This window comes from Janibacter endophyticus (assembly GCF_016888335.1).
GTDB lineage: Bacteria > Actinomycetota > Actinomycetes > Actinomycetales > Dermatophilaceae > Marihabitans > Marihabitans endophyticum.
This window is the reverse complement of record NZ_JAFEJG010000004.1, coordinates 2,320,465-2,346,032: the sequence shown is the minus strand read 5'-3', so window position 1 is coordinate 2,346,032 and position 25,568 is coordinate 2,320,465. Positions and strand designations below refer to the sequence as shown.

The following is a 25,568-nucleotide window of genomic DNA, read 5'->3' as shown; positions in this document are numbered from 1 at the left end:
CGGCAACCAGGCCGGTTCAGGCAGCACGGCGTGGGACGAGATGTTCGACGCGGGCTGGGAGGAGCCCCGCGCCCCGTACAAGCCGATCCACCACACCCTGCGCTCGATGGAGCCGGAGAGCCTCAAGGAGCGCGCCGACGCGCTCGCCCGGATGTTCCTCGACCAGGGTGTGACCTTCGACCACGCCGGGGAGGAGCGCCCCTTCCCGCTCGACGCCGTGCCGCGCGTCATCGACGCGGAGAGCTGGCAGACCGTCGAGCGCGGCGTCGCCCAGCGGGTGCTCGCCCTCGAGTCCTTCCTCGACGACATCTACTCACGCGAAGGAGCTATGCCACGGGCCGTCGAGGACGGCATCATCCCGTGGCGGCTCATCGCGACCTCGAGCCACTTCCACCGCGCCGTGGCCGGTCTGCGCCCCGCCAACGGCGTCCGGGCCCATGTCTCGGGCATCGACCTCATCCGCGACGAGCAGGGCGACTTCCGCGTCCTCGAGGACAACGTCCGGGTGCCGTCCGGCGTCTCCTACGTCATCGCAAACCGGCGGGCCATGGCCAACGTCTTCCCCGAGGCCTTCGCGACGATGCGGATCCGCCCGGTCCACGACTACCCCCGGCTGCTCCTCAGCGCCCTGCGTGCCGCTGCGCCGGAGGGTCGGCCCGACCCGACCGTCGTCGTGCTCACCCCGGGCGTCTACAACAGCGCCTACTTCGAGCACACCCTGCTCGCCCGGATGATGGGCGTCGAGCTCGTCGAGGGACGCGACCTCGTCGTCCGCGGCGGCGAGGTCCGGATGCGCACCACGAGGGGCGAGGAGCGGGTCGACGTCATCTACCGACGCATCGACGACGACTTCCTCGACCCGGTCCACTTCCGGCGGGACTCGATGCTCGGCGTCACCGGGCTCATCTCGGCCGTGCGCGCGGGGCGGGTCACCCTGGCCAACGCCATCGGCAACGGCGTGGCCGACGACAAGCTCGTCTACTCCTACGTGCCCGACCTCATCCGGTACTACCTCGACGAGGAGCCGATCCTCCAGGGCGTCGACACCTTCCGCTGCAACGAGCCCGAGGCGCTCCAGGAGGTGCTCAGCCGGCTCGACGAGATGGTCGTCAAGCCGGTCGACGGCTCCGGCGGCAAGGGCCTGGTCATCGGGCCGAAGGCCACCGCCGCCGAGCTCGACGAGCTCCGCGCGAACCTCGAGCGCGACCCCCGCGGCTGGATCGCCCAGCCCGTCGTCCAGCTCTCGACCGTCCCGACCCTCATCGACGGCCAGCTCCGGCCACGGCACGTCGACCTGCGCCCCTTCGCCGTCAACGACGGTGACCGGGTCACCGTGCTCCCCGGTGGGCTGACCCGCGTCGCGCTGCCCGAGGGGCAGCTCGTCGTCAACTCCAGCCAGGGCGGCGGCTCGAAGGACACCTGGGTGCTCGCCGGCCGCTACGCCAAGGTCCCGACGAGTGGCGAGGAGGTCATCCTCCTGGGCACCAACCGGCCGATGCCGGGCGACGAGACGGCCCCGCCGAGCGAGCTGCTCGAGTCCGAGACCGGGCCGGGGGACACCTCGCCACCCCAGGCGGTCCCGAACCATGAGGACATGACGGGGGAGGAGGGCTGATGCTCAGCCGGATCGCGGACTCGCTCTTCTGGATCGGCCGCTACATCGAGCGGGCCGACGGCACCGCGCGCATGGTCGACGTCCTGCGGCTCTCGCTCGTCGAGGACCCGGGGCAGGACGAGAACTACACCTCGTGGATGCTGCTCGGCGGCATCATGGGGCTCGAGGACGTCAGCCCCGACGTCACCTACGACGACGTCGCCAGCCGGCTCGTCTTCGACGCGGGCAACCCGAGCGCGATCTCCGGCTCGTGGCTCGCCGCTCGCGAGAACGCCCGCCGGGCCCGCGAGACCCTCTCCACCGAGCTGTGGGAGGTCATCAACACCTCCTGGCACCGGTGGAACGGCCTCGGCGCGCAGACCGCGACCCAGCAGCACCTCAGCTGGGTCACCGAGCGCGCGGCGCTCGTCGCCGGCATCGCCGACTCGACGATGAGCCACGACGAGGCATGGGACTTCCTCAGCCTGGGACGCTCGCTCGAGCGGGCCGACATGACGGCCCGCATCGTCGCGACGGGTGCCATCGAGGGCGGCCCCAACTGGGGTGTCGTGCTCGCGAGCTGCGGTGCCCAGCAGGCGATGCTGCGCACGATGCGTGGGGTCATCACCGACCGGACCGCGGCCGCCTTCCTCACGCTCGACCGGCGCTTCCCGCGCTCGGTGCTCGCGTCGTTGCGCGAGGCGGAGGACCGGCTCACCGCGCTCGCCCCGGACACCGACCGCGTCGGCTTCTCCGACGAGGGCCGCCGGATCCTCGGGCAGACCCGGACGCAGCTCGAGTACGCAGATCCCGACGACGTCCTCGACGACCTGCCCGCGATGATGGGCGTGGTCCAGGAGGCCGTCACCGCGGCATCGGACGCGATCGGCACCCGCTACTTCATGTCGGGCCCGGTCCAGGAGTGGACGGGGGAGATCCTGTGAGCGCGCGACGCCACCGCATCACGCACAAGACGGTCATGCGCTACGACGGCGACGTCGTCGCCTCGCACAACGAGCTGCGCATGACGCCGCTCAGCGAGCCCGGTCAGACGACGCTCGAGGCGCGCATCCGGGTCCGGCCGCACTCCTGGAGCAACGTCTACACCGACCACTGGGGCACCTCGGTCATGGCCGTGGAGTCCCAGGGGGCGCACGACACCCTCGAGATCGAGGCGACCTCGACCGTGGAGCGCTCCGAGACCGTCGCCGAGGCGGCGGGCACCGGGTGGGACGCGCTGGCCAACGAGCAGACGATCGACGCGCTGAGCGAGCTCATCACCCAGACGCCGCGCACCACGACGTCGGAGGAGCTCACCGCCATCGCGCAGGCCGCCCGGGAGAAGCCGACGCCGCGCGCGGCGGCCCAGGCGATCTCGACGCAGGTCCACAAGCGGATGACGTACGCCAAGGGCGTCACCGAGGTCTCCGACACGGCCGTCGACGCGTGGTCGAAGGGGCAGGGGGTCTGCCAGGACTTCGCGCACATCACGCTCGCCGCCCTGCGGTGCATCGGCATCCCGGCGCGCTACGTCTCCGGCTACGTCGCCCGAGAGACGGACCTCCAGCGAGGAGAGTCCTGCCCGGGCGACTCGCACGCGTGGATCGAGATCTGGGACGGCGCCTGGCTGCCCTACGACCCGACGAACCTCACCCCGGTCGGCCTCGACCACGTCGTCGTCGGCCGTGGGCGCGACTACGACGACGTCGCGCCCTTCCGCGGCATGTACGCCGGCCCGGAGGTCTCCGAGCTCGACGTCGAGATCACCTTCACGCGCGTCAGCTGACCCTCGCGGCGGCAGGGGCGCGCCTGAGTGCGCCGACCCACCCCTTCGCCCGCCGTACCCTGGTGGGGTCATGACTGCTGCCCCCAAGACCTACGACGTGCGCACCCACGGGTGCCAGATGAACGTCCACGACTCCGAGCGCCTCGCCGGTCTCCTCGAGACGGCGGGCTACGTCGACCTCGCGTCCCTGCCGGACGAGGGGCGCCCCGAGACGGCCGACGTCGTCGTCTTCAACACCTGCGCGGTGCGGGAGAACGCCGACAACAAGCTGTACGGCAACCTCGGTCAGCTGCGCCCGAAGAAGCTGCGCAACCCCGACCTGCAGATCGCGGTCGGCGGCTGCATGGCGCAGAAGGACCGCGACACCATCGTCCAGCGCGCCCCCTGGGTCGACGTCGTCTTCGGCACGCACAACATCGGCTCGCTCCCGGCGCTGCTCGACCGCGCGCGCCACAACAAGGAGGCGCAGGTCGAGATCCTCGAGTCGCTCGAGACCTTCCCCTCGACCCTCCCGACGCGCCGCGACTCCGCGTACAGCGGCTGGACCTCGATCTCGGTCGGCTGCAACAACACGTGCACCTTCTGCATCGTCCCGGCGCTGCGCGGCAAGGAGAAGGACCGCCGACCCGGTGAGATCCTCGCGGAGGTCGAGGCGCTCGTCGCCCAGGGCGTCCTCGAGGTCACCCTGCTCGGGCAGAACGTCAACTCCTACGGCGTCGAGTTCGGCGACCGGCTCGCCTTCGGCAAGCTGCTCCGCGCCTGCGGCGAGATCGAGGGGCTGGAGCGAGTCCGCTTCACCAGCCCGCACCCGGCCGCCTTCACCGACGACGTCATCGACGCGATGGCCGAGACGCCGAACGTCATGCCGAGCCTGCACATGCCGCTGCAGTCGGGCTCGGACCAGGTGCTCCGCGCGATGCGCCGCTCCTACCGCAGCGAGCGCTTCCTGAAGATCATCGAGTCAGTCCGTGACCGCATCCCCGAGGCCGCGGTCACGACGGACATCATCGTCGGCTTCCCCGGGGAGACCGCCGCCGACTTCGAGGAGACGCTGCGCGTCGTGCGCGCGTCGCGCTTCAGCAGCGCCTTCACCTTCCAGTACTCGATCCGCCCCGGCACGCCGGCCGCGACGATGGACGACCAGGTGCCCACGGAGGTCGTCCAGGAGCGCTTCGAGCGTCTCGTCGCCCTGCAGGACGAGATCTCGTGGGCGGAGAACCGCACCCAGGAGGGGCGCACCCTCGAGGTGCTCGTCGCCACCGGCGAGGGTCGCAAGGACGGCGAGACCAAGCGCCTCTCGGGTCGCGCGCAGGACAACCGGCTCGTCCACTTCGCCGTGCCCGAGGGCGCCGAGGAGCCGCGCCCCGGCGACATGGTCAGGGTCGACGTCACCTACGGCGCCCCGCACCACCTCATCGCCGACGGAGCGCTCGCCGGGGGGACGTACTCGGTGCGCCGGACGAAGGGGGGCGACGCGTGGGCGGCGGCCCAGGACCAGCCGGCCGGCAAGCCGGCCGTCTCCCTCGGCATGCCGCGGATCGGCGTGCCCGCCGCTGCCCCGGCCGCCACGGCCCCCGCCTGCGGCCTCTGAGGCACGACGAAGGGGGGATGTCCCGTCACCGGGACATCCCCCCTTCGTGCTGCTCAGGAGGAGCGAGTCACTCGCTGCCGATGCGGCCGTCCGCGGCCGTGCGACCCTTCTCGACGTGCTCGGCGCCGACGCCCTTGCCCTCGGCGAACTCGCCGGCCTTGTCCAGGCCCGCGTCCGAGTGCTCCTCGATCTTGTCGCCGTGCTGCTCGTTGAGCTCGGCGGCCTTGTCCTTGGCGCTGTCGAAGATGCCCATGCGTGCTCCTTCCGTGCGGTGCGGCGCTGCGGTTGCAGCGCCCACCCCCACGGAACCACAGGTGCGCGGGCAAGGCAACGGATGGGCGCACCCCAGAGAAGTTGACGGTTCAACTTGCGAAATAATCAAACCATCAACTATTATTCTGACCAGCGGCGCACCCAGCGCCCCGGCCCACGGCCGTCCGAAGACCATCTCCCAGGAGTCCTCATGAGCACCAGCATCCCCGCCGGCACCTACGCCATCGACCCGAGCCACACCGAGGTCAGCTTCACCGCTCGCCACGCCATGGTCACCAAGGTGCGCGGCTACTTCCGGGACGTCGAGGGCCAGATCGTCGTCGCCGACGACTTCGCCGCCTCCACGGCCAACGCGACGATGAAGGTCGCCTCCGTCGACTCCGGCAACGCCGACCGCGACGGACACCTCAAGTCGGCCGACTTCTTCGACGCCGACACCAACCCGGACATCACCTTCGTCTCCACCGGCGTCAAGGACGTCAAGGGCGACGACTTCGTCCTCGTCGGCGACCTGACGATCAAGGGCATCACCAAGCCGGTCGAGCTCAAGGCCGAGTACGAGGGCACCGCGCAGGACCCCTTCGGCAACACCCGCATCGGCTTCTCGGCGAAGACCGATGTCGAGCGTGAGGACTGGGGCCTGACCTGGAACGCCGCGCTCGAGACCGGTGGCGTCCTCGTCTCCAAGAAGGTCACGCTGACCCTCGACGTGTCGGCCATCAAGCAGGCCTGACCCACCTCGCTCTGGGGCGGATGGTCGGATGGGAGAATCCCCGTCATGACCATCCGCCCCATCGTCATCTCCGGAGAACCCGTCCTCCACACCCGCGCCCAGGCCGTCGAGACCATCGACGACGAGATCCGCACCCTCGTGCAGGACATGTACGAGACGCAGGAGGCCGCGAACGGCGTGGGCCTCGCCGCCCCCCAGGTCGGGGTCGGCCTGCGCATCTACACGTGGTCGATGGAGAACAACGACGGCGTGCCGACGCTCGGCCACGTCATCAACCCCTTCGTCAAGGCCTCCAAGCCGGTCGCCGGCGAGCCCGACCGCGACCACGAGTCCGAGGGCTGCCTCTCCGTCCCCGGATACTCCTTCCCCCTGCGCCGTGGCGAGAGCGCCCACGTCACCGGCTGGGACGTCGACGGCAACGAGCTCGACTTCACCGCCACCGGCTGGTTCGCGCGGTGCATGCAGCACGAGTACGACCACCTCAACGGCTTCCTCTACGTCGACCGGCTGGGGGAGCGCTGGCTCAAGAAGGCCCGCAAGGCGGTCAAGGCCGAGGGCTGGGGCGTCCCCGGCCACACGTGGATGCCCGGCGCGGACCGCGACCCCTTCGGTCACGACGACGACGAATGATCCCCGAGGCTCCCGCGGTCGAGGTCGTCGCGGTCGTCGGTGCGACCGCCACCGGCAAGTCCGGGCTGGCCCTCGACCTCGCGGAGCGGCTCGGTGGGGAGGTCGTCAACGCCGACTCCATGCAGCTCTACCGCGGCATGGACATCGGGACGGCCAAGCTGCCAGAGGAGGAGCGAAGGGGGATCCCCCACCATCTCCTCGACGTCCTCGAGGTCACCGACGAGTCGACGTTGGCGGCCTACCAGGAGATGTCGCGGGCGGCGATCGCCGGGATCCGCGAGCGAGGCGGCGTGCCCGTGCTCGCCGGCGGGTCGGGGCTGTACGTCCGGGCCGCTCTCGACGAGCTCGACATCCCGCCGGCGGACCGCGCGGTTCGGGCACGGCTCGAGGCGCGCAGCGCCGCGGGCGAGGACGACGCCCTGCGCGAGGAGCTGCGTCGACTCGACCCGGCTGCGGCACAAGCGATCCAGAGCAACAACATCCGCCGGATCATCCGGGCGCTCGAGGTCATCGAGATCACCGGCCGCCCCTTCTCGGCGACCGCCCCCACGAAGACCTACGTGCGTCCCTCTGTCGTCGTCGGCCTGCGCGACGACTGGGACGCGCTCACCGAGCGCATCGAGCGCCGGGTGGAGCAGATGTGGGCCGACGGACTCCTCGACGAGGTGCGCCGGCTCGAGCCGGCCGGGCTGCGCGACGGGAGGACGGCCAGCCGGGCGATCGGCTACGCCCAGGCCCTCGCGGAGCTCGACGGACAGACGAGCCGCGACGAGGCGATCGCCTCGACCCAGGCGGCCACTCGTCGCTACGCCCGACGGCAGGAGTCGTGGCTGAGGCCCGACCCGCGCGTCCGGTGGCTCGACGCGGCCGCGCCGGATCTCGTCGACCAGGCCGTGGCCGTCGTCGCCGGCGACCGGTCACGCCGCTGACCGGTCTGCGACGATTGGCCCATGACGCTGCGATTCACCAAGGGGCACGGGACCGAGAACGACTTCGTCCTCGTCCCTGACCTCGACGGGACCCTCGACCTCACCCCTTCGCAGGTCGCTCTGCTCGCTGACCGGCACGCGGGGATCGGGGCCGACGGGGTCATCCGGGTGGTGCGCACCGTCCACGCCGCCGAGGATGACGTCCGGGCCCAGGCCGCCGAGGCCGAGTGGTTCATGGACTACCGCAACGCCGACGGCTCGACCGCGCAGATGTGCGGCAACGGGACCCGGGTCTTCGCCGCGTGGCTGCGCCGCGAAGGGCTCATCGGGGACGGCGAGACGACGATCGCCACGCGCGCCGGTGCCCGGCGGGTGCGCTTCGAGGGCGACCAGATCGTCACCCACATGGGCCGGTGGAGCTTCGGCGACGAGACGAGGGCCCAGGCCGACGGCTTCGACGCCCTCGTCCACGTCCCCGAGGCCGAGGACATCGACGAGCCCTATTCCGCCGTCTCGATCGACGTGGGCAACCCGCACACCGTCGTCGCGCTGCCGCCCGAGGTGAGCCTCGAGGGGCTCGACCTCTCCAAGGCCCCGCTCGTGCGCCCCGCGCCGACGGAGGGGAGCAACGTCGAGTTCGTCCGGCCGCTCGGGCCGGGGCGTCTTGCGATGCGGGTCTACGAGCGGGGCGTCGGCGAGACGCGCTCCTGCGGGACGGGAGTCTGCGCCGCTGCGCTGGCCATGGGCTTCTGGTCGGGCTCGCACGACGAGAGCACGATCTGGCAGGTCGACGTCCCCGGCGGCTCGCTCACCGTCCGGTCCCTGCCCGCTCGTGAGGTCGAGCTCGCCGGGCCGGCCGTCCTCGTCGCCGACGGGGAGACGGGGCTGCTCGACCTGCCGTGACCTGCGTGCCCTGATCCGGCGAGGCCGTCACCCTCGCGGTCGGTCTCGGCGTCGCCGCGGCGACCCCCCCCGGACCCCGCGCGTGGGTCGTCCTCGTCGCCTTCTCGGTGCGCGGGTCGCTGCCCGGTCAGTGGCTGTGCTCGTCATCGTCGCGCTGCAGGTCGGCGCCGAACCGCTCGTCCGTCCCCGGTTGCCGACCCGCTCGGCCGGCCATACCGTCGTGTGATGCAGCCCACACGTAGCCTCCTCGCCCTCGTCACCGCTGCCGGCCTCGCGGCGACCCTCACCAGCCCAGCCACGGCAGGGTCGAGCGCACGGCCCCACCCGCCCGGCCCACCGCCCGTCGGGCACGACCTGCCCAAGGTCCCGGTGATGCGTGGTGCCGGTGGCGCGGTCTCCAGCGTCGACCCGGTCGCGAGCCAGGTGGGCATCGACGTCCTCGAGCGTGGGGGCAACGCCACGGACGCGGCGATCGCGACCGCGGCAGCCCTGGGCGTCACCGAGCCCTACAGCGCCGGGATCGGCGGCGGTGGCTTCTTCGTCCACTACGACGCCGCGACGCGGCAGGTTGCGACGATCGACGGGCGCGAGACCGCACCGATGACGTACGACGCCGGGACCTTCACCAACCCGGACGGCACGGCGATGGACTTCATGACGGTGGTGAACTCAGGACTGTCCGTCGGGGTCCCAGGCACGCCGGCCACCTGGCAGCGGGCGTCCGAGCGGTGGGGCACCCAGCGCCTCGGCCCGCTCCTCAAGCCGGCCGAGACGATCGCCCGCAAGGGCTTCGTCGTCGACCAGACCTTCCACGACCAGACGGCCGACAACGCCGAGCGCTTCTCGATGTTCCCGGAGACGGCGCGGGTCTACCTGCGCGACGGTCAGGCACCGGCGGTCGGCTCGGTCTTCCGCAACCCCGACATGGCGCGCGCCTACCGCGAGCTGAGGACGAAGGGGGTCAACGTCCTCTACTCGGGCCAGATGGGCCGGGCGGTCGTCGACGAGGTCCGCGACCCGTCGACCGCCTCGGGCGTGAGCGTCCCGCAGGGGGAGATGACGACCGGTGACCTCCGGGCCTACGAGGCCCGCGACCTGGCACCGACCCACAGCACGCACCGCGGCCTCGACGTCTACGGCATGCGCTCACCGAGCTCGGGCGGCATCGCCGTCGGGGAGATCCTCAACCTCCTGCGGGCCTACGAGGAGCGCACCGGCGAGCAGGTGGCCGACCTGCCCGAGGCCGAGTACCTCCACTGGTTCAGCGAGGCCTCCGCGACCGCCTTCGCCGACCGCAACCGGTACGTCGGCGACGTCCCGGGCGTCCCGACGGACGAACTACTCAGCGAGGACTTCGCCCGTGAGCGCTCCTGCCTCTTCGACGAGGACCGCGCGATGACCCGGCCCGTCCCCTTCGGCTCCCCGGACGGCTCGTACGAGGACTGCGCGGACGCGGCGGGCACCACCCGGCTGCCGTCGGACGGCCAGTCGACGACCTCGCTGTCGGTCGTCGACCGGTGGGGCAACGCGGTGAGCTACACGCTGACGATCGAGCAGACGGGCGGGTCGGGCATCACCGTGCCGGGCTACGGCTTCATCCTCAACAACGAGCTGACCGACTTCAACTTCGTGCCCGGCACCGCGGGGGTCCCCGACCCCAACCTGCCCGGCCCCGGCAAGCGGCCCCGCAGCTCGATGAGCCCGACGATCGTGCTCGACGACGGCCAGGCCTACCTGTCGGTGGGCAGCCCGGGCGGCGCAACGATCATCACGACGGTCGCCCAGATCATCCTCGGTCACGTGGACCCGGGGTCTGCCGCTCGTCGACGCGGTCGCGGCGCCCCGGCTCTCGTCGCGCAACGGGACCGAGAGCGCCGAGCCGGCGATCTTCGCGGGACCGATCGGCGACGAGCTCCGCGCCAAGGGTCACCGGCTCTCGCAGAGCCGTGAGATCGGTGCCGCCGTCGCGATCCGGCGCTGGGCCCGCGACGACCTCGAGGCGGCAGCAGAGACGAGCCGCCGCGGTGGCGGGTCGGCGATGGTGGTCGAGCCGACGGAGTGACTAGCGGGTGACCCGCAGGACGCGGAAGCCCTTCGACGAACCCTCGCGGGTGCACCGCAGCCCGAGCTCACCCTCGACCCAGCGCTGGAGCGAGTCGGCGCCGAGGTTCTTGCCGACGACGAGCCAGGCCTCGCCGTCGGGAGACAGTCGCGGCAGCCAGGTCCGGAGCAGCTCGTGCAGGGCGGCCTTGCCGATCCGGATCGGCGGGTTGGACCAGATGACGTCGAAGGACGCCTCCGCCGGGACGTCCTCGGGGCGCAGCGCCGTGACCCGGTCGCAGCCCAAGGCCGCAGCATTGCGCCGGGTGAGGTCGAGGGCCCGCTCGCTGACGTCGACGGCGGTGACGTCGAGGTCGGGGGAGCGCAGCGCCACGGTGAGGGCGATCGGCCCCCAGCCGCAACCGAGGTCGAGGGCGTTGCCCGACAGGGGCGGGGCCGGCACCTCGTCGAGCAGGATCGCCGTGGCCTTGTCGAGCCCGCCGGGGGAGAAGATCCCGCCCGCGGTCTCGACGGTGACCTCGCGCCCGGCCAGGATGAGGCGAAGGGGCCGCCGCTCGGCCTGCGTGGCCGGCTCGTCGGCGGTGAAGTAGTGCTCCACGGGCCTCAGTCCACGTCCTCGTCGACCCAGTCGAGGGTCTTCGTCACGGCCTTCTTCCAGCTCCGGGAGAGGCGACCTCTCACCCCTTCGTCCATCTGCGGGGTCCAGCGGCGGTCCTCCTGCCAGTTCTCCTCGATCTCGTCGGTCGACTCCCAGTAGCCGACGGCCAGGCCGGCGGCGTAGGCCGCCCCGAGCGCGGTCGTCTCGGCGACCTTGGGGCGGACGACGTCGAGGTGGAGGATGTCGGCCTGGAACTGCATGAGGGTCTCGTTGGCGACCATGCCGCCGTCGACCTTGAGCTCGGTGAGCCGCCCGCCGGAGCGGGCGGCGTCGGCGCGCATCGCCTCGAGCACCTCCATGGTCTGGAAGGCGGTGGACTCGAGGACCGACCGGGCGAGGTGGTGCTTGTTGACGTAGCGGGTCAGCCCGACGATCGCGCCCCGCGCGTCGGGGCGCCAGTGCGGGGCGAAGAGCCCGGAGAAGGCGGGGACGATGTAGGCGCCGCCGTTGTCCTCGACCTGCGTGGCCAGCCCCTCGATCTCGCTCGCGTCGTCGATCATCCCGAGGTTGTCGCGGACCCACTGCACGAGCGACCCGGCGACGGCGATCGAGCCCTCGAGCGCGTAGACCGGCTTGCCGTCGCCGAGCTGGTAGCAGACCGTGGTGAGCAGGCCGTTGTCGCTCGTCACGACCTCCTCGCCGGTGTTGAGCAGCATGAAGCAGCCGGTGCCGTAGGTGTTCTTCGCCGTCCCGGGGGTCAGGCAGGCCTGGCCGAAGGTGGCCGCCTGCTGGTCGCCGAGGATGCCGGCGACGGGGGTGCCGTTGAGCACGCCCGGCTTGCACTCGCCGTAGACCTCGGAGGAGGAGCGGATCTCGGGGAGCATCGCGAGGGGGACACCCATGTCAGCCGCGATCTGCTCGTCCCACTGCAGCGTGCGCAGGTCCATGAGCATCGTGCGCGAGGCGTTGGTGACGTCGGTGACGTGGATGCCGTCGTTGTCGGCGCCGCCGGTGAGGTTCCACAGCACCCAGGTGTCCATCGTCCCGGCGAGCAGCTCGCCGGCCTCGGCGCGCTCTCGGGCGCCGTCGACGTTGTCGAGGATCCAGCGGATCTTCGGGCCGGAGAAGTAGGTCGCCAGCGGCAGGCCGACGGTCTCCTTCCACCGGTCCGGGCCGGCGTCCCCGCCGAGCTCGTCGACGAGCCTCTGCGTCCGGGTGTCCTGCCAGACGATGGCGTTGCAGATCGGCCGGCCGGTGGCCTTCTCCCACACGACGACGGTCTCGCGCTGGTTGGTGATGCCGATCGAGGCGATGTGCCGGCTGTTGAAGTTGGCCTTGCCGAGGGCGCCGCCGATGACCTCGCGCGTGTTGCGCCAGATCTCGAGTGCGTCGTGCTCGACCCACCCGGCCCGCGGGAAGATCTGCTCGTGCTCGAGCTGGTCGACGGCGATGACCTCGCCGGCCCGGTCGAAGATCATCGCCCGGGTGCTCGTCGTGCCCTGGTCGATCGCGAGGACGTAGGTCTGCGAAGGGGTCATGGGCGGCAGTCTGGCAGGTGGGCCGTACCGTGGACCCATGCCTGTGCCGACCCGACTTGACGGTGCGTACCGCGAGTCCGCCTGGCGGCGGCTCGCCGAGGAGCAGTTCGACGTCCTCGTGATCGGCGGGGGTGTCACGGGGGCCGGGGTGGCCCTCGACGCGGCGACGCGTGGCCTGCGGGTGGCGCTCGTCGAGCAGCGGGACTTCGCCTCTGGGACCTCGAGCCGCTCGAGCAAGCTCTTCCACGGCGGGGTCCGCTACCTCGAGCAGATGAACTTCGCGCTCGTCCGGGAGGCGCTCAAAGAGCGCGAGCTCATGCTCACCCGGATCGCGCCGCACCTCGTGAAGCCGGTCTCCTTCCTCTACCCGCTCGAGCACGCGGTGTGGGAGCGGCCGTACGTCACGGCGGGCCTGACGATGTACGACACGATGGGCGGCTCCCGCTCCGTGCCGCGCACCAAGCAGCTGACGAAGGGGGGCGTGCGCAAGATCGCGCCGGCCCTCAGGCCCGGTGTCCACCACGGCGGACTGATGTACCACGACGCCCAGTGCGACGACGCGCGGCACACCTTCACGGTCGTCCGCACGGCGGCGGCCTACGGGGCGACGGTGCTCAGCTCGGCCAAGGTCGTCGGCCTGCGCAACGCGGGGGAGCGGGTCGTCGGCGCGACCGTCATGGACGTCGAGACGGGCGAGCAGGTCGACGTCGACGCCGAGGTCGTCATCAACTGCACCGGGGTGTGGACCGACGACATCCAGCGGATGGCCGGTGGGCGCGGCCGCTTCCACGTCCGGGCGAGCAAGGGCGTGCACATCGTCGTCGCGCGGGACCGGATCAACTCCGAGACCGGCCTCATCCTGCGCACCGCGACCTCGGTCCTCTTCTGCATCCCGTGGGGCACCCACTGGATCATCGGGACGACCGACACCGACTGGGAGCTGAGCCGGGCCCACCCGGCGGCGACCGCCACCGACATCGACTATCTCCTCGACGAGGTCAACTCCGTCCTGCTCACGCCGCTCACCCGCGACGACATCCAGGGCGTCTACGCCGGGCTCCGGCCGCTGCTGGCGGGGGAGAGCGAGGAGACCTCGCAGCTGAGCCGCGAGCACGCCGTCGCCCGCCCGCAGCCCGGTCTCGTCTCGATCGCCGGGGGCAAGTACACGACCTACCGGGTCATGGCTGCAGACGCCGTCGACGCCGCCCGCGAGGACCTGTCGCCGGGCGTGCCGGACAGTGTCACCGAGCACATCCCGCTCCTCGGCGCCGAGGGCTACCAGGCGCTCGTCAACCAGCTCGACACGCTGAGCCGTCGGCACGACATGCCGGTGTGGCGGGTCACCCACCTGCTCGACCGCTACGGCTCGATGGTCGACGAGCTCTTCGCGCTCATGGCCGAGCGGCCCGAGCTCGCCGACCCGCTCACCGGCGCCGAGGAGTACCTCGCCGTCGAGGTCGTCTACGCCGCCCGGCACGAGGCGGCGCTGCACCTCAACGACGTGCTGACCCGCCGCACCCGGATCTCCATCGAGACCCCGGACCGTGGCGTCGCCGCCGGACGGGCCGCCGCAGCGCTCATGGCGGAGGAGCTGGGCTGGGACGAGGCGCGGACCGCATCGGAGATCGACCACTACGAGCGTCGGGTGGAGGCCGAGATCGACAGCCAGACGATGACCGAGGACGAGAAGGCCGACGCCATGCGTGGCGAGGCCACCGACGTGCGCGTCCGCGCCCACGGCTGACCCCTTGCGTCCGCCACCGTGGGGGCAGGACACCCCTGGTGGCGGACGCAACGAAGGGGTGAGGGGGAGTATTCGGTGGCCGTCCGGTGTTCTCCAGTGAGATCCTGAGGAGAACATGACCGAACGCAGCAACATCGACCGCATCCTGTCCCGCCGCGCCAGCGCGCTCGCGGACCCCACCACCGACGACGAGGGCTTCCTCGTCGAGGACGGCTTCGACGGCGACCAGCTCGACCGCGAGGAGCGCGCCTCTCTCCGCCGTGTCCAGGGGCTCTCGACCGAGCTCGAGGACATCAGCGAGGTCGAGTACCGCCAGCTGCGCCTCGAGCGGGTCGTCCTGGCCTCCGTCTGGGGCGAGGGCACCCTCGAGGACGCCGAGAACTCCCTGCGCGAGCTCGCCGCGCTCGCCGAGACCGCCGGCTCCGAGGTCCTCGCCGGAGTCCTCCAGCGTCGCCACCGCCCCGACCCCGGCACCTACCTCGGCTCCGGCAAGGCCGCCGAGCTGCGCGACATCGTCGTCGCCGAGGGCGCCGACACCGTCATCTGCGACACCGAGCTCGCGCCGAGCCAGCGACGTGCCCTCGAGGACGTCGTCAAGGTCAAGGTCATCGACCGCACCGCGCTGATCCTCGACATCTTCGCCCAGCACGCGAAGTCCAAGGAGGGCAAGGCCCAGGTCGAGCTGGCCCAGATGGAGTACCTGCTCCCGCGCCTGCGTGGCTGGGGTGAGTCGATGTCCCGGCAGGCCGGTGGACAGGCCGCCGGCGGTCAGGGCATGGGCTCGCGTGGTCCCGGTGAGACGAAGATCGAGCTCGACCGTCGACGGATCAACACGCGCATGGCCAAGCTCCGCCGTGAGCTCGCCGCGATGAAGACCCACCGCGACACCCGCCGCGCCTCCCGTCACGACGTGCCTGCCGTCGTCATCGTCGGCTACACCAACGCCGGCAAGTCGACGCTGCTCAACCGGCTGACGAGCGCCGGCGTCCTCGTCGACAACCAGCTCTTCGCGACGCTCGACACGACGGTGCGTCGCACCGAGACCCCCGAGGGCCGCGAGTACACGCTCGCCGACACCGTCGGCTTCGTCCGGGCCCTGCCGACGCAGCTCGTCGAGGCCTTCCGTAGCACGATCGAGGAGGCGGCCGACGCCGACCTCCTGCTCCACGTCGTCGACGGCAGCCACCCCGACCCCGAGGGCCAGATCAGCGCCGTGCGCGCGGTCCTCGCCGACGTCGAGGCCGCGGACGTCAAGGAGGTCATCGTCGTCAACAAGGCCGACGCCGCCGACCCCGAGGTCGTCGACCGGATCCTGCGCCACGAGCGGCACTCCATCGCCGTCTCGGCCCGCACGGGCCGGGGGATCGAGGAGCTGCGCGCCCTCGTCAGCGCGGAGCTGCCCCAGCCCGACCACGAGGTCGACGTCCTCGTCCCTTACGACCGTGGCGACCTCATCTCCCGGATCTACGAGGAGGCCGAGATCCTCGAGGAGGAGCACGTCCCCGAGGGCACCCGCGTCCGCGCGAAGGTCATGGGCGACCTCGCGGCCGAGCTGAACCCCTTCGTCCGGGCATGACCACGGACGCCCGGACCGCCGGTGCCGCCCTCGCCGCCGCCGGCTCCGCCTGCTGGCTGCTCGCGATGCTCGGCGGGACGGTGGACAGCCCCACGGTGTGGGCCGTCGTCGGCGTGGGGGTCGGGGTCTTCCTCGTGGCCAACGCGCTGCGGCTCGCGGCCGGACCGCTGCGGCTCTCGGCGAAGGCCCGCCGGGTCGTGGTCGGGCTGCTCGCGGGCTCGCCCGTGCTCGCCGTCGTCATGGGGCTGATCGGTGGCCTCGGCCCTGGCATCTTCGTCGCGGGCTCCCTCGCCGGGATCGTCCTGTGGGTCACGAGCAGCATGGTCGTCGCGGCCGCATCCCCGGCCGCTTAGGGATCTGCGCGCGCGGCTCTTAGGCTGGAGCGCGTGGACTGGAACAGCTATGACGCCGCACTCTTCGACCTCGACGGGGTCCTGACCCCGACGGCCACCGTGCACATGCAGGCCTGGTCGGAGATGTTCAACGACTTCCTCGCCGGGCAGGACGGCCAGGACCCGTACACGGAGCGCGACTACTACGCCTACGTCGACGGCAAGCCGCGGTACGACGGCGTGCGCTCGTTCCTCGAGTCACGCGGCATCGAGCTGCCGGAGGGCGACCCCTCGGACTCGCCCGAGCAGCAGAGCGTCTGCGGTCTCGGCAACCGCAAGAACGAGGCCTTCAACGCCGTCCTCGAGCGGGATGGTGTGGAGGCCTACCCGGGGTCCGTCCGCCTCCTCGACGCCCTCGAGGCGAAGGGGGTCCGTCTCGCCGTCGTCTCGTCGAGCCAGAACGCGCCGGCGGTCCTCGCGGCGGCCGGGATCGCCGACCGATTCCCGGTCGTCGTCGACGGCCGGGTCGCCAAGGCCGACGGGCTGCCGGGCAAGCCGGCACCCGACACCTTCCTCGCCGCTGCCGAGCGGCTCGGGGTGACCCGGGAGCGCTCCGTCGTCCTCGAGGACGCCGAGTCCGGCGTCGAGGCCGGCCGTGCGGGCGGCTTCGGGCTCGTCGTCGGTGTCGACCGCGGCGCAGGTGCCGACACCCTGCGCGAGCGCGGCGCCGACCTCGTCGTGGGCGACCTCGCGGAGATCCTCCCGTGAGCCCGAACGGCTCGGTCGACCCGACCGCCCTGGGCATGGGGCCGGACACCGACCCCATCGACCGCACGCGGTTCCCGATCGACGAGTGGCGGCTCGTCGAGTGCGCTCCCGACAAGAGCACGCTGGGGCGCGACGAGACCCTCTTCGCGGTCGGCAACGGCTACCTCGGCATGCGGGGCAACCCGACCGAGGGGCGTAACGCCTACACCCACGGCACCTTCGTCAACGGCTTCCACGAGACCTGGGAGATCCAGCACCCCGAGGCGGCGTACGGCTTCGCGAAGACCGGCCAGACGATCGTCAACGTCCCCGACGCGAAGCTCATGAAGATCTACGTCGACGACGAGCCGCTGCTGCTCTCGACGGCGGACCTGCAGCACTACGAACGCTCGCTCGACATGCGCGAGGGGATCCTGCGCCGCGAGATCGTGTGGACCACCCCGTCGCGCAAGAAGGTGCGGATCCGCACCTCCCGCATGGTCTCCTTCACCGAGCGCCACCTCGCGGTGATGACGATGGAGATCGAGATGCTCGAGGGCGATGCCCCCGTGGTCGTCTCGTCCCAGATCCTCAACCGTCAGGACGGCGGCGACGAGTACTACGCGTCCGAGGCCGCGATGGGTGAGGGATTCGACCCGCGCAGGAGCGGCACCTTCGAGCACCGGGTCCTCGAGCCCCAGCTCGACTGGTGCAACGAGCGCCGGATGATCCTCGGCTACCGCGCCGCGACCTCGGGCATGACGATCGCCGTCGCGGCCGAGCACACGATCGAGACGGACAACCCGTGGACCGCGATCGAGACGACCGAGCCAGACCTCGCGCGCAAGGTCTTCCAGGTCGACGCCCGCCAGGGGCAGCCGATCACGATCGTCAAGACCGTCGCGTACCACACCTCGCGCGGTGTGCCCGTGCGCGAGCTCGCCGACCGGGGCCGCCGGACGCTCGACCGCGTGCGACGTCTCGGCGTGGCGTACCTGCGGGAGGCCCAGCGCCGCTGGCTCACCGGCTTCTGGGCCGACTCGGACATCGTCGTCGAGGGCGAGCCGGGGCTGCAGCAGGCGATCCGGTGGAATCTCTTCCAGCTCGCCCAGGCGACGGCGCGCACCGACCAGATGGGCGTCGCGGCGAAGGGGGTGACCGGCTCGGGCTACGAGGGCCACTACTTCTGGGACACCGAGATCTACGTCGTCCCCTTCCTCGTGCACACGCATCCCGAGCTCGCCCGCAGCGTGCTCCTCGCGCGCATCGCGATGCTGCCGCAGGCCCGACGGCGGGCGACCGAGCTGGCGGTCAAGGGTGCCCTCTTCCCGTGGCGCACGATCAACGGCGAGGAGGCCTCGGCGTACTACGCGGCCGGCACGGCGCAGTACCACATCAACGCCGACATCTCGTACGCGCTCATGAAGTACGTGGACGTCAGCGGTGACCTCGACTTCCTGGCCCGCTACGGCGTCGAGGTGCTCGTCGAGACGGCGCGCATGTGGGCCGACCTCGGCTTCTGGCGGGGCGAGGGTGAGGCGCGGACCTTCGAGATCCACGGGGTGACCGGCCCGGACGAGTACACGACGGTCGTCAACAACAACCTCTTCACCAACGTCATGGCCCGAGGCAACCTCGTGCGTGCCGCGGACGTCGTCCGGCGGCTCGACGAGATCGCCGGGGCCGAGGCGGCGGCCCTGAGGACCCGGCTCGGTCTCTCCGAGGAGGAGGCCCAGGAGTGGTGGGAGTGCGCGGCGGCGATGTACATCCCGTACGACGAGTCCCTCGGGGTGCACCCGCAGGACGACCAGTTCCTCAGCAAGGAGCTGTGGGACGTCCAGGGCACCCCGCCGGAGAAGCGTCCGCTCCTGCTCAACTACCACCCGCTGGTCATCTACCGCTTCCAGGTGCTCAAGCAGGCGGATGTCGTGCTCGCGCTCTACCTTCAGGGTGACGTCTTCACCGCCGAGGAGAAGCGTCGCGACTTCGACTACTACGACCCGATCACCACGGGCGACTCGAGCCTCTCTGCCGTCGTGCAGTCGATCATGGCGGCCGAGGTCGGGCTGCCCGATCAGGCGCTGTCGTACTTCCACAACGCGCTCTGGACCGACCTCGACGACCTGCACGGCAACACCGCGGACGGGGTGCACGTCGCCTCGACCGGGGGAGTGTGGGCCAGCCTGGTGCAGGGCTTCGGCGGGATGCGGGACTTCGACGGCAACATCACCTTCGACCCCCGGCTGCCGCGCGAGTGGAGCCGGATGCGCTACCGGCTCAAGGTGCGCGGCTCGCGGGTCCAGGTGGACCTCACCGGCGAGATGCTCGAGATCAGCATCGTCGACGGGCCCGACCTCGAGGTGAGCGTCCGCGGCAAGTCGTACGTGGCCCGGGCCGGCGAGCCGGTGCGGGTCTGGCTCGAGGACCGGCTCGACGAGGCGATGTACCTGCCCGAGTCGGCGTACTGACGCGGGTCAGGGGAGCCCGGCGAGGACGTCGGCGGACGTCGCGAGGGTGACCTGCGGCGGGTAGAGCCCCATGACGTGCAGGGCGGCCGCGTGGTTCTCCGGGGTCGACCCGGCGCAGCCGTCGGTGACGACGACGACCCGCGCGCCCGCGTCGGCGGCCGGCAGCACGGTCGAGAGGACGCAGCAGTCCGTCGAGACACCCGTGACGAGCAGCGTCGGGGTCGGCCCGACGACGTCGGTCAGCTCCTCACCCCACTTGCCGAATGTCGAGACGTCGATCGTCGCGCGCGCGGTGAGCTCCTCGGCCTGGCCGACGAGGGCGAACATCGGGTCGTCGTCCGGCCGGTCGGCGAAGGGCCACGCCCGGAAGTAGTCGGCCCACGACCCCTCCCGCGACGTGCCCGGCACCCAGCGCGTGACGAGGGTCCGCCGCGGCCCGACCCGCTCGGCGAGCCGGTGGACCGGCGCGATGATGTCGCCGAACATCGGGGAGCCCCAGTCCGACTCGGGGTCGGCGAAGATCCGCTGCGGGTCGACGACGAGGAGCCAGGCGTCCGCCAGGTCGGGGAGAGCCGGCGGCGAAGGGGGAGCTGCGGCCACCCCTTCGTCCGTCACGCCCGACCCTCCTGACGTGCGACCTTCGCCCGGCGGGCGAGGTAGGTGACGACGAAGGACAGGACGAGGGCGAGCAGGACGCCGAGGTTGGCGTACGCCCAGTTGCCGTCCCAGTACGGGCCGGCCGGGTCGTCGACGAAGGTGCCGAGGCCGAGGGGCTCGATGAGGAAGCCCTGCCAGTTGTTCCAGCTCGCCTCGTCGGCGAAGGAGTTGACGACGAGGCCCCAGCCGAGGATCGAGGCGAGGACCATGGTGCCGATGGAGGTCCAGTCCCAGGCTCCGTAGCGGCCCCGCGGGTCGAAGAGGGCCTCCTCGTCGTAGTCGCGCTGACGCAGGGCGATGTCGGCGATCATGATCCCCGCCCAGCTCGCGAGCGGCACCCCGAGCGTGATGAGGAAGCTCTGGAAGGGGTTGATGAAGTTCTCGGCGACGAAGACGACGTAGAAGGTGCCGAGCGTGAGGATGATGCCGTCGACGAGGGCGGCCGTCGGACGGGGGATCTGCACGCCGAGCGAGAGGAGCGTCAGGCCCGAGGAGTAGATGCCGAGGACGGCGCCGGAGACGAGCGCGAGGATCGCGGCGAGCAGGAAGGGCACGAGGACCCACGTCGGCAGCAGGGTCGCGAGCGTGCCGATGGGGTCGGCGGCGATGCCGTTCTTCACCGCCTCGTCGGACCCGGCGAGAGCCAGGCCGTAGCAGACGAGCACGGCCGGGGCGATGGCGCCGCCGAGCGTGTTCCACCCGACGATCGCCGCGCCGGGGGCGTCACGGCGCTGGTAGCGCGACCAGTCGGCAGCGATGTTGATCCAGCCGAGGCCGAAGCCGGTCATCACCATGACGAGCGCGCCGATCATCGCGCCGGTCGAGCCCGCGGGGATGTCCATGACCGTGCCCCAGTCGATGTGGGAGACCGTCATCGCGACGTAGAGGATCGTGATGGCGCCCGTGATCCAGGTGAGGATCGACTGCATCCGCATGATGATGTGGTAGCCGGCGACCGACGCCGTGACGATGAGTGCGGCGACGACGACGGCCGCGACGATCTTGGTGCCCGTGCCGCCGCCCCAGCCGAGCCGCTCAAAGATCGTCGCCGTCGCGAGGACGGCCATGATCGCGAGGAAGGTCTCCCAGCCGATGGAGACGAGCCAGCTGACGACGCCCGGGACCTTCTGCCCGGTGACGCCGAAGGCGGAGCGCGAGAGGACCATCGTCGGGGCCGAGCCGCGCTTGCCGGCGAGCGCGATGACGCCGCAGAGCGCGAAGGAGATCACGACGCCGACGATCGTCACGATGATCGCCTGGACGAAGGAGATGCCGAAGCCGAGGACGAAGGCGGCGTAGGAGATGCCGAAGACGGAGACGTTGGCCGCGAACCACGGCCAGAAGAGGTCGCGGGGGCGCGCGGTGCGCTCCGACTCGTCGATGATCTCGATGCCCGTGGTCTCGACGCCGCGGCGACGGACCGCCTCGACGTTCGAGCCCGTGCCGGTGCCGGGGGTGCTGGTCATGGGGTGAGCGTCCCACAGTGCGCGCCCGGTGCGGGGGAGGTCGGCGGCTGCGACGATGGTCGGGTGATCGAGGGTTTCGTCGATGCGGTGCGGGTGCTGGGTGGCCGGCCTGCGGCCGACGGCTGCGAAGGGGTGGCCGCCCGGCTGCTCGAGCGGTGGCGTGAGCCGCACCGCGGCTACCACGACGAGCAGCACCTGCGCGAGGTGCTCGCTGCCGTCGACACGGTGCGCGGTGCCGCGCTCGACCTCAGGGGACGCGCCGCCGTCACCCTCGCCGCCTGGTACCACGACGCGGTCTACGAGGGCCGTCCCGGTGAGGACGAGGAGGCGAGCGCACGGCTCGCCGAGTCCGAGCTGTCGGCCCGCGGCCTGGACGGTGGGGCAGCGGCGAGGGTCGCGGGCCTCGTCCGCTCGACGGCCGAGCACCGCCTGCCGAGCGACCCTGACGGCCCCGAGGCCGTCCTCCATGACGCCGACCTGTGGATCCTCGCCTCGCCGCCGGAGCGGTTCGACGAGTACTGCCGCCAGGTCCGGGCGGAGTACCCCCACGTGAGCGACGACGACTACAGCCGCGGACGAAGGGGGGTCCTCACCCCCTTCGTCACGCGGCCGCGTCTCTACGCCACCAGGGACGCCCACGAGCGGTGGACGGCCGCGGCCCGCGCCAACCTGCGGCGCGAGCTCGCTCGTCTCGGCTAGGCGTCGCCTCGCCCGTGCTGCTCACGCCGCAGACAGCGGTCGACGAACGCAGCCTCGACCAGGCCGAGGGCAATGGCTGATCACGCACGGCGGACGCGTGATGGTCGACTGGCTGCAGACGACGGGACCGCACTCGCCACGCGTGGCCGACAAACCTGCGGTGGACCGCGAAGTATCCCGGCCGCGAAGGGGTTTCCTGGTCCAGCGCGGGTTTCCCGGCCTGGTGCGCGGCATGGGCCGTGACTCTCGACCTTCACGAACGAACGACTCTCGGGAGGAGCGGGCGTCCTGACGGTGGTGTCAGGGACTGCAGCGCCGACGCCGCTCAGCCTCGGTCACGCGGAGCCCGGAAGCCCGCAGGCGGGAGATGAGCTCCCGACCGCTCACCGGTGTCGCGCCCGCCTCCACCACGTCGTCGTAACGTCGGAGGGGCACGTCGTAGTGGTCGAGGTCGAAGAGTCTCCGGGGCAGTCCGACCTGCGCGGCGAAGGCATGGAGCTCGTCGAGCGAGGTGTCGGACACGAGGTGGCTCCAGGTCGTGTCCCACCCCTCCCAGGTCGGCGGGTCGACGAGGATCACAGCCGCCTCAGCGCTGTCGCGAGGACGACCGCCTCACCCACCCGGTCGGAGGCGTCGAGGTCGACCTCGGCCTCGATGACCCAGTCGCCGTCGCCCTCGGGGTCGGCGAGGGTCTGGGTAACCCGCCACAGGCGCACGTCCTGCGTCGCCTCGTCGCCCTCGTCGGGCATCCCCGGGGCGGGGCCGGTCACGTCGGTCTCGACCCGGATCCGGTGCGGGCCGCGGGCGTCGGCATCGGTACCGATCGAGCCGTGCTCCTCCCAGTAGTCACCGAGCGCGACGTCCCAGTCGTCACGGGTCATCACGGGGGACCGGCCGTCGTCGGCGAGCGCGCACGCCGCATGCTCCAGCGCAGCCAGCCCCCCGAGGTCGTCACGTGCCGCCAGCGCCACGCGCTGCCACAGCGCGCCGCGGACCATCGGCCGGAAGGCGTGCGGTTGCGCAGAGATCGGGCGCGAAGGGGGACGAAGGTCGTCCGGGTCGTGGTGGGCCACGGCATCGGCGAGCGATCCGTCAGGGTTGGTGAGCGCCTCCCACTCGTCGAGCAGCGAGGAGTCGGTCTGCCGGATCGTCTCGCCGAGCCAGGCGATGATCTCGGCGAGCTCGTCGCTCCGGTAGGCCTCCGGCACGGTGTGGGCGAGCGTGCGGTAGGCGTCAGAGAGGTAGCGCAGCAGCAGGCCTTCTCGCGGTGCCAGCTCGTAGCGGCGCACGAGGTCGGAGAAGGACATGCCGTCCTCCCACATGTGCCGCACGATGCTGCACGGCACGAGCCCGTCCGCCGGCAGCCAGGGGTGGGCGACCATGTACTCCTCGTAGGCGGGCCGCAGCAGGTCCGCGAGCGGCTCGGGCCAGGTGATCTCCTCGAGCCGGGCCATCCGCTCCTCGTACTCGACGCCGTCGGCCTTCATCTCCGCGATGGCCACGTTGCGGGCGGCCCACTGCTGGGCGAGCAGCAGCGGGCGGGGTGCGTCGAGCACCGCCTCGACGACCGAGATGACGTCGAGCGGGTACGTCGGGGCGTCGGGGTCGAGCAGCTCCAGCGCGGCGAGGGCGAAGTGGGCGAGCGGCTGGTTGAGCGCGAAGTCCGGCGGGAGGTCGACGGTGAGGGCGACCGTCCTCCCTTCGCCGTCCGGCTCGGGCAGCCGCACCAGGACCCCCGAGTCGAGGAGCGACCGGCCCAGCCGGATCGCCCGCCGAGCCAGCCGAGCCCGCCCACGCGCGTCCTCGTGGTTGTCGCGGGTGAGGCGCGACAGCGCGGCGACCGCGTCCCCGGGGCGCGCGACGACGTTGAGGATCGTCGAGTTGTCGACCTTCATCCTCGAGCCGAGAGACTCCGGGGGAGCGGTCGTCAGCTTCGTGAAGGTGTCCTCGGTCCACACGACGAAGCCGTCGGGTGCCTTCTTGCGCTGCACCTTCTTCTGCTTCTTCGGGTCGTCGCCGGCCTTGGCGACGAGCCGGGCGTTCTCGATCGTGTGCTCCGGCGCCTGCACGACGACGTAGCCCTGGGTGTCGAAGCCCGCCCGGCCGGCCCGCCCCGCGACCTGGAGGAACTCGCGCACCCGCAGCACCCGGTGGCGGTGGCCGTCGAACTTCGTCAGCGAGGTGAAGAGGACCGTGCGGATCGGCACGTTGATGCCCACCCCGAGGGTGTCGGTGCCGCAGATGACCTTGAGCATCCCGCGCTGGGCGAGGCGCTCGACGAGCCGCCGGTAGCGCGGGAGCATCCCTGCGTGATGAACGCCGATGCCCTTGCGCAGCAAGGCCGACAGCGTCCGCCCGAAGCCCGCCGCGAAGCGGACCGTGGCGAGCTCGGCGGCGATCGCGTCGCGCTCGGCGGGGGACAGGAGCCGCATGCTCGACAGGGTCCGGGCGTGCTCCGCGGCCGAGGCCTGCGTCTGGTGCACGACGTAGACCGGCACCCGGTCCCACTCGACGAGGTCGTCGATCGTCTCCTGCAGCGGCGTCATCGACCACGAGAAGGTCAGCGGGACGGGCCGTGGAGCCTCCGAGACGACCGTGACGTCACGACCGGTCCGCTCCCGCAGGTCGTCCTCGAAACGGGTCGTGTCACCGAGCGTCGCCGACATGAGCAGCATCTGCGCCTCGAGCAGCTCGAGGAGCGGCACCTGCCACGCCCAGCCGCGGTCAGGCTCGGAGTAGTAGTGGAACTCGTCCATCACGACGAGCCCGACGTCGGCACCACGCCCCTCGCGCAGCGCCATGTTGGCGAGCACCTCGGCGGTGCACACGATGACGGGCGCGTCGGGGTTGACCGAGGCGTCACCGGTGAGCATCCCGACGTCCTGCGCGCCGAAGACCTGGCAGAGGTCGAAGAACTTCTCGGACACGAGCGCCTTGATCGGCGCCGTGTAGAAGGCGACCCGGTCCTGGGCGATGGCGTGGGCGATGGCGGCGGTCGCGACGAGCGACTTGCCCGACCCGGTGGGTGTCGTGAGGATGACGTGCTCGTCCGCGAGGAGGGCCATCGCGGCCTCCTCCTGGTGCGGGTAGAGGCTGATCCCACGCCCCGCCGCCCATGCCGTCACGGCGTCGAGGACGTCGTCGGGGCTCGCACCGGTGCGGACGTCGAGGGTCGGGGGCGCAGTCATCCGGTCCATCCTCGCAGCCGCGTCGGCGAGGGGGCGACACGCGGGCCGGTTGTGA

The 25,568-nt window shown here is 71.6% G+C and carries 22 protein-coding genes; 15 read left to right on the top strand and 7 right to left on the bottom strand.

Annotated elements, in window-relative coordinates; translation table 11 throughout:
• The first annotated feature begins 40 nt into the window (after positions 1–40).
• The 4 genes from JNO54_RS11250 to miaB all read left to right on the top strand — a co-directional run bounded on the left by JNO54_RS11250 (position 41) and on the right by miaB (position 4,971).
• Positions 41–1,615 (top strand): circularly permuted type 2 ATP-grasp protein, encoded by a 1,575-nt coding sequence (locus JNO54_RS11250; protein ID WP_204144687.1) that lies wholly within the window; start codon positions 41–43, stop codon positions 1,613–1,615.
• The gene (locus JNO54_RS11245) at positions 1,615–2,538 is read left to right on the top strand and encodes an alpha-E domain-containing protein (protein ID WP_204143979.1); all 924 of its coding nucleotides are present in this window, start codon (positions 1,615–1,617) and stop codon (positions 2,536–2,538) included. The genes JNO54_RS11250 and JNO54_RS11245 overlap by 1 nt, the downstream gene beginning before the upstream one ends.
• Complete coding sequence (locus JNO54_RS15015; protein ID WP_204143978.1) at positions 2,535–3,380, top strand: transglutaminase family protein; 846 nt, start codon at positions 2,535–2,537, stop codon at positions 3,378–3,380. The genes JNO54_RS11245 and JNO54_RS15015 overlap by 4 nt, the downstream gene beginning before the upstream one ends.
• A 70-nt stretch (positions 3,381–3,450) precedes the next feature.
• Positions 3,451–4,971: a tRNA (N6-isopentenyl adenosine(37)-C2)-methylthiotransferase MiaB gene (gene miaB, locus JNO54_RS11235; protein ID WP_204143977.1), complete on the top strand. Its 1,521-nt coding sequence runs from the start codon at positions 3,451–3,453 to the stop codon at positions 4,969–4,971.
• Positions 4,972–5,038: 67 nt separating this feature from the next.
• Here the strand turns inward: miaB and JNO54_RS11230 are convergent, their stop codons facing one another.
• Positions 5,039–5,224, bottom strand: a complete 186-nt coding sequence (locus JNO54_RS11230; protein ID WP_204143976.1) for an Rv0909 family putative TA system antitoxin — start codon at positions 5,222–5,224, stop codon at positions 5,039–5,041.
• A 210-nt stretch (positions 5,225–5,434) separates the two neighbouring features.
• Between JNO54_RS11230 and JNO54_RS11225 the strand changes: the two genes are divergently transcribed.
• The 5 genes from JNO54_RS11225 (at position 5,435) to ggt (ending at position 10,389) form a co-directional block, all read left to right on the top strand.
• Positions 5,435–5,977: a YceI family protein gene (locus JNO54_RS11225; protein WP_204143975.1), complete on the top strand. Its 543-nt coding sequence runs from the start codon at positions 5,435–5,437 to the stop codon at positions 5,975–5,977.
• A 45-nt stretch (positions 5,978–6,022) separates the two neighbouring features.
• A complete protein-coding gene (gene def / locus JNO54_RS11220) occupies positions 6,023–6,607 on the top strand; it encodes a peptide deformylase (RefSeq protein ID WP_204143974.1) in 585 nt (194 codons plus the stop codon).
• On the top strand, positions 6,604–7,536 hold the full coding sequence (gene miaA / locus JNO54_RS11215) for a tRNA (adenosine(37)-N6)-dimethylallyltransferase MiaA (RefSeq protein WP_204143973.1): 933 nt from the start codon (positions 6,604–6,606) through the stop codon (positions 7,534–7,536). Before def ends, miaA begins: the two co-directional genes overlap by 4 nt.
• Positions 7,537–7,557: 21 nt before the next feature.
• Positions 7,558–8,439 carry a diaminopimelate epimerase gene (gene dapF / locus JNO54_RS11210; protein WP_204143972.1) on the top strand — a complete coding sequence of 294 codons (882 nt, stop codon included), beginning with the start codon at positions 7,558–7,560 and terminating at the stop codon, positions 8,437–8,439.
• A 225-nt stretch (positions 8,440–8,664) separates the two neighbouring features.
• Entirely contained in the window at positions 8,665–10,389 is a 1,725-nt protein-coding gene (ggt, locus tag JNO54_RS11205; RefSeq protein ID WP_307818181.1) for a gamma-glutamyltransferase, read from the top strand.
• A 112-nt stretch (positions 10,390–10,501) separates the two neighbouring features.
• On the opposite strand, the gene JNO54_RS11200 is transcribed toward ggt, so the two are convergent.
• Positions 10,502–11,107 (bottom strand): class I SAM-dependent methyltransferase, encoded by a 606-nt coding sequence (locus JNO54_RS11200; RefSeq protein ID WP_204144686.1) that lies wholly within the window; start codon positions 11,105–11,107, stop codon positions 10,502–10,504.
• Positions 11,104–12,636, bottom strand: coding sequence for a glycerol kinase GlpK (glpK, locus tag JNO54_RS11195; protein ID WP_204143971.1), 1,533 nt, complete (start codon positions 12,634–12,636; stop codon positions 11,104–11,106). The genes JNO54_RS11200 and glpK overlap by 4 nt, the downstream gene beginning before the upstream one ends.
• Positions 12,637–12,673: 37 nt before the next feature.
• Between glpK and JNO54_RS11190 the strand changes: the two genes are divergently transcribed.
• The 5 genes from JNO54_RS11190 to JNO54_RS11170 all read left to right on the top strand — a co-directional run bounded on the left by JNO54_RS11190 (position 12,674) and on the right by JNO54_RS11170 (position 19,503).
• A complete protein-coding gene (locus tag JNO54_RS11190) occupies positions 12,674–14,380 on the top strand; it encodes a glycerol-3-phosphate dehydrogenase/oxidase (protein WP_204143970.1) in 1,707 nt (568 codons plus the stop codon).
• Between the two features lie 115 nt (positions 14,381–14,495).
• Positions 14,496–15,956, top strand: a complete 1,461-nt coding sequence (gene hflX / locus JNO54_RS11185; protein WP_204143969.1) for a GTPase HflX — start codon at positions 14,496–14,498, stop codon at positions 15,954–15,956.
• A complete protein-coding gene (locus tag JNO54_RS11180; RefSeq protein WP_204143968.1) occupies positions 15,953–16,309 on the top strand; it encodes a hypothetical protein in 357 nt (118 codons plus the stop codon). The genes hflX and JNO54_RS11180 overlap by 4 nt, the downstream gene beginning before the upstream one ends.
• Before the next feature lie 33 nt (positions 16,310–16,342).
• Positions 16,343–17,056 carry an HAD family hydrolase gene (locus JNO54_RS11175; RefSeq protein ID WP_204143967.1) on the top strand — a complete coding sequence of 238 codons (714 nt, stop codon included), beginning with the start codon at positions 16,343–16,345 and terminating at the stop codon, positions 17,054–17,056.
• A gap of 35 nt (positions 17,057–17,091) precedes the next feature.
• Positions 17,092–19,503, top strand: coding sequence for a glycoside hydrolase family 65 protein (locus JNO54_RS11170; RefSeq protein ID WP_204144685.1), 2,412 nt, complete (start codon positions 17,092–17,094; stop codon positions 19,501–19,503).
• 6 nt (positions 19,504–19,509) lie between these two features.
• Here the strand turns inward: JNO54_RS11170 and JNO54_RS11165 are convergent, their stop codons facing one another.
• Together JNO54_RS11165 and JNO54_RS11160 are read right to left on the bottom strand one after the other, a co-directional pair.
• A complete protein-coding gene (locus JNO54_RS11165) occupies positions 19,510–20,118 on the bottom strand; it encodes a cysteine hydrolase family protein (protein ID WP_307818180.1) in 609 nt (202 codons plus the stop codon).
• Positions 20,115–21,626 (bottom strand): purine-cytosine permease family protein, encoded by a 1,512-nt coding sequence (locus JNO54_RS11160; RefSeq protein WP_204143966.1) that lies wholly within the window; start codon positions 21,624–21,626, stop codon positions 20,115–20,117. Before JNO54_RS11160 ends, JNO54_RS11165 begins: the two co-directional genes overlap by 4 nt.
• Positions 21,627–21,629: 3 nt before the next feature.
• Here JNO54_RS11160 and JNO54_RS11155 point away from each other — a divergent pair, with 3 nt between their 5' ends.
• Complete coding sequence (locus JNO54_RS11155; RefSeq protein WP_204143965.1) at positions 21,630–22,325, top strand: HD domain-containing protein; 696 nt, start codon at positions 21,630–21,632, stop codon at positions 22,323–22,325.
• 300 nt (positions 22,326–22,625) lie between these two features.
• Here JNO54_RS11155 and JNO54_RS11150 read toward each other — a convergent pair whose 3' ends face one another.
• The gene (locus JNO54_RS11150; RefSeq protein WP_204143964.1) at positions 22,626–22,904 is read right to left on the bottom strand and encodes a DUF4031 domain-containing protein; all 279 of its coding nucleotides are present in this window, start codon (positions 22,902–22,904) and stop codon (positions 22,626–22,628) included.
• A complete protein-coding gene (locus JNO54_RS11145) occupies positions 22,901–25,513 on the bottom strand; it encodes a DEAD/DEAH box helicase (RefSeq protein ID WP_204143963.1) in 2,613 nt (870 codons plus the stop codon). The genes JNO54_RS11150 and JNO54_RS11145 overlap by 4 nt, the downstream gene beginning before the upstream one ends.
• Positions 25,514–25,568: the final 55 nt, after the last annotated feature.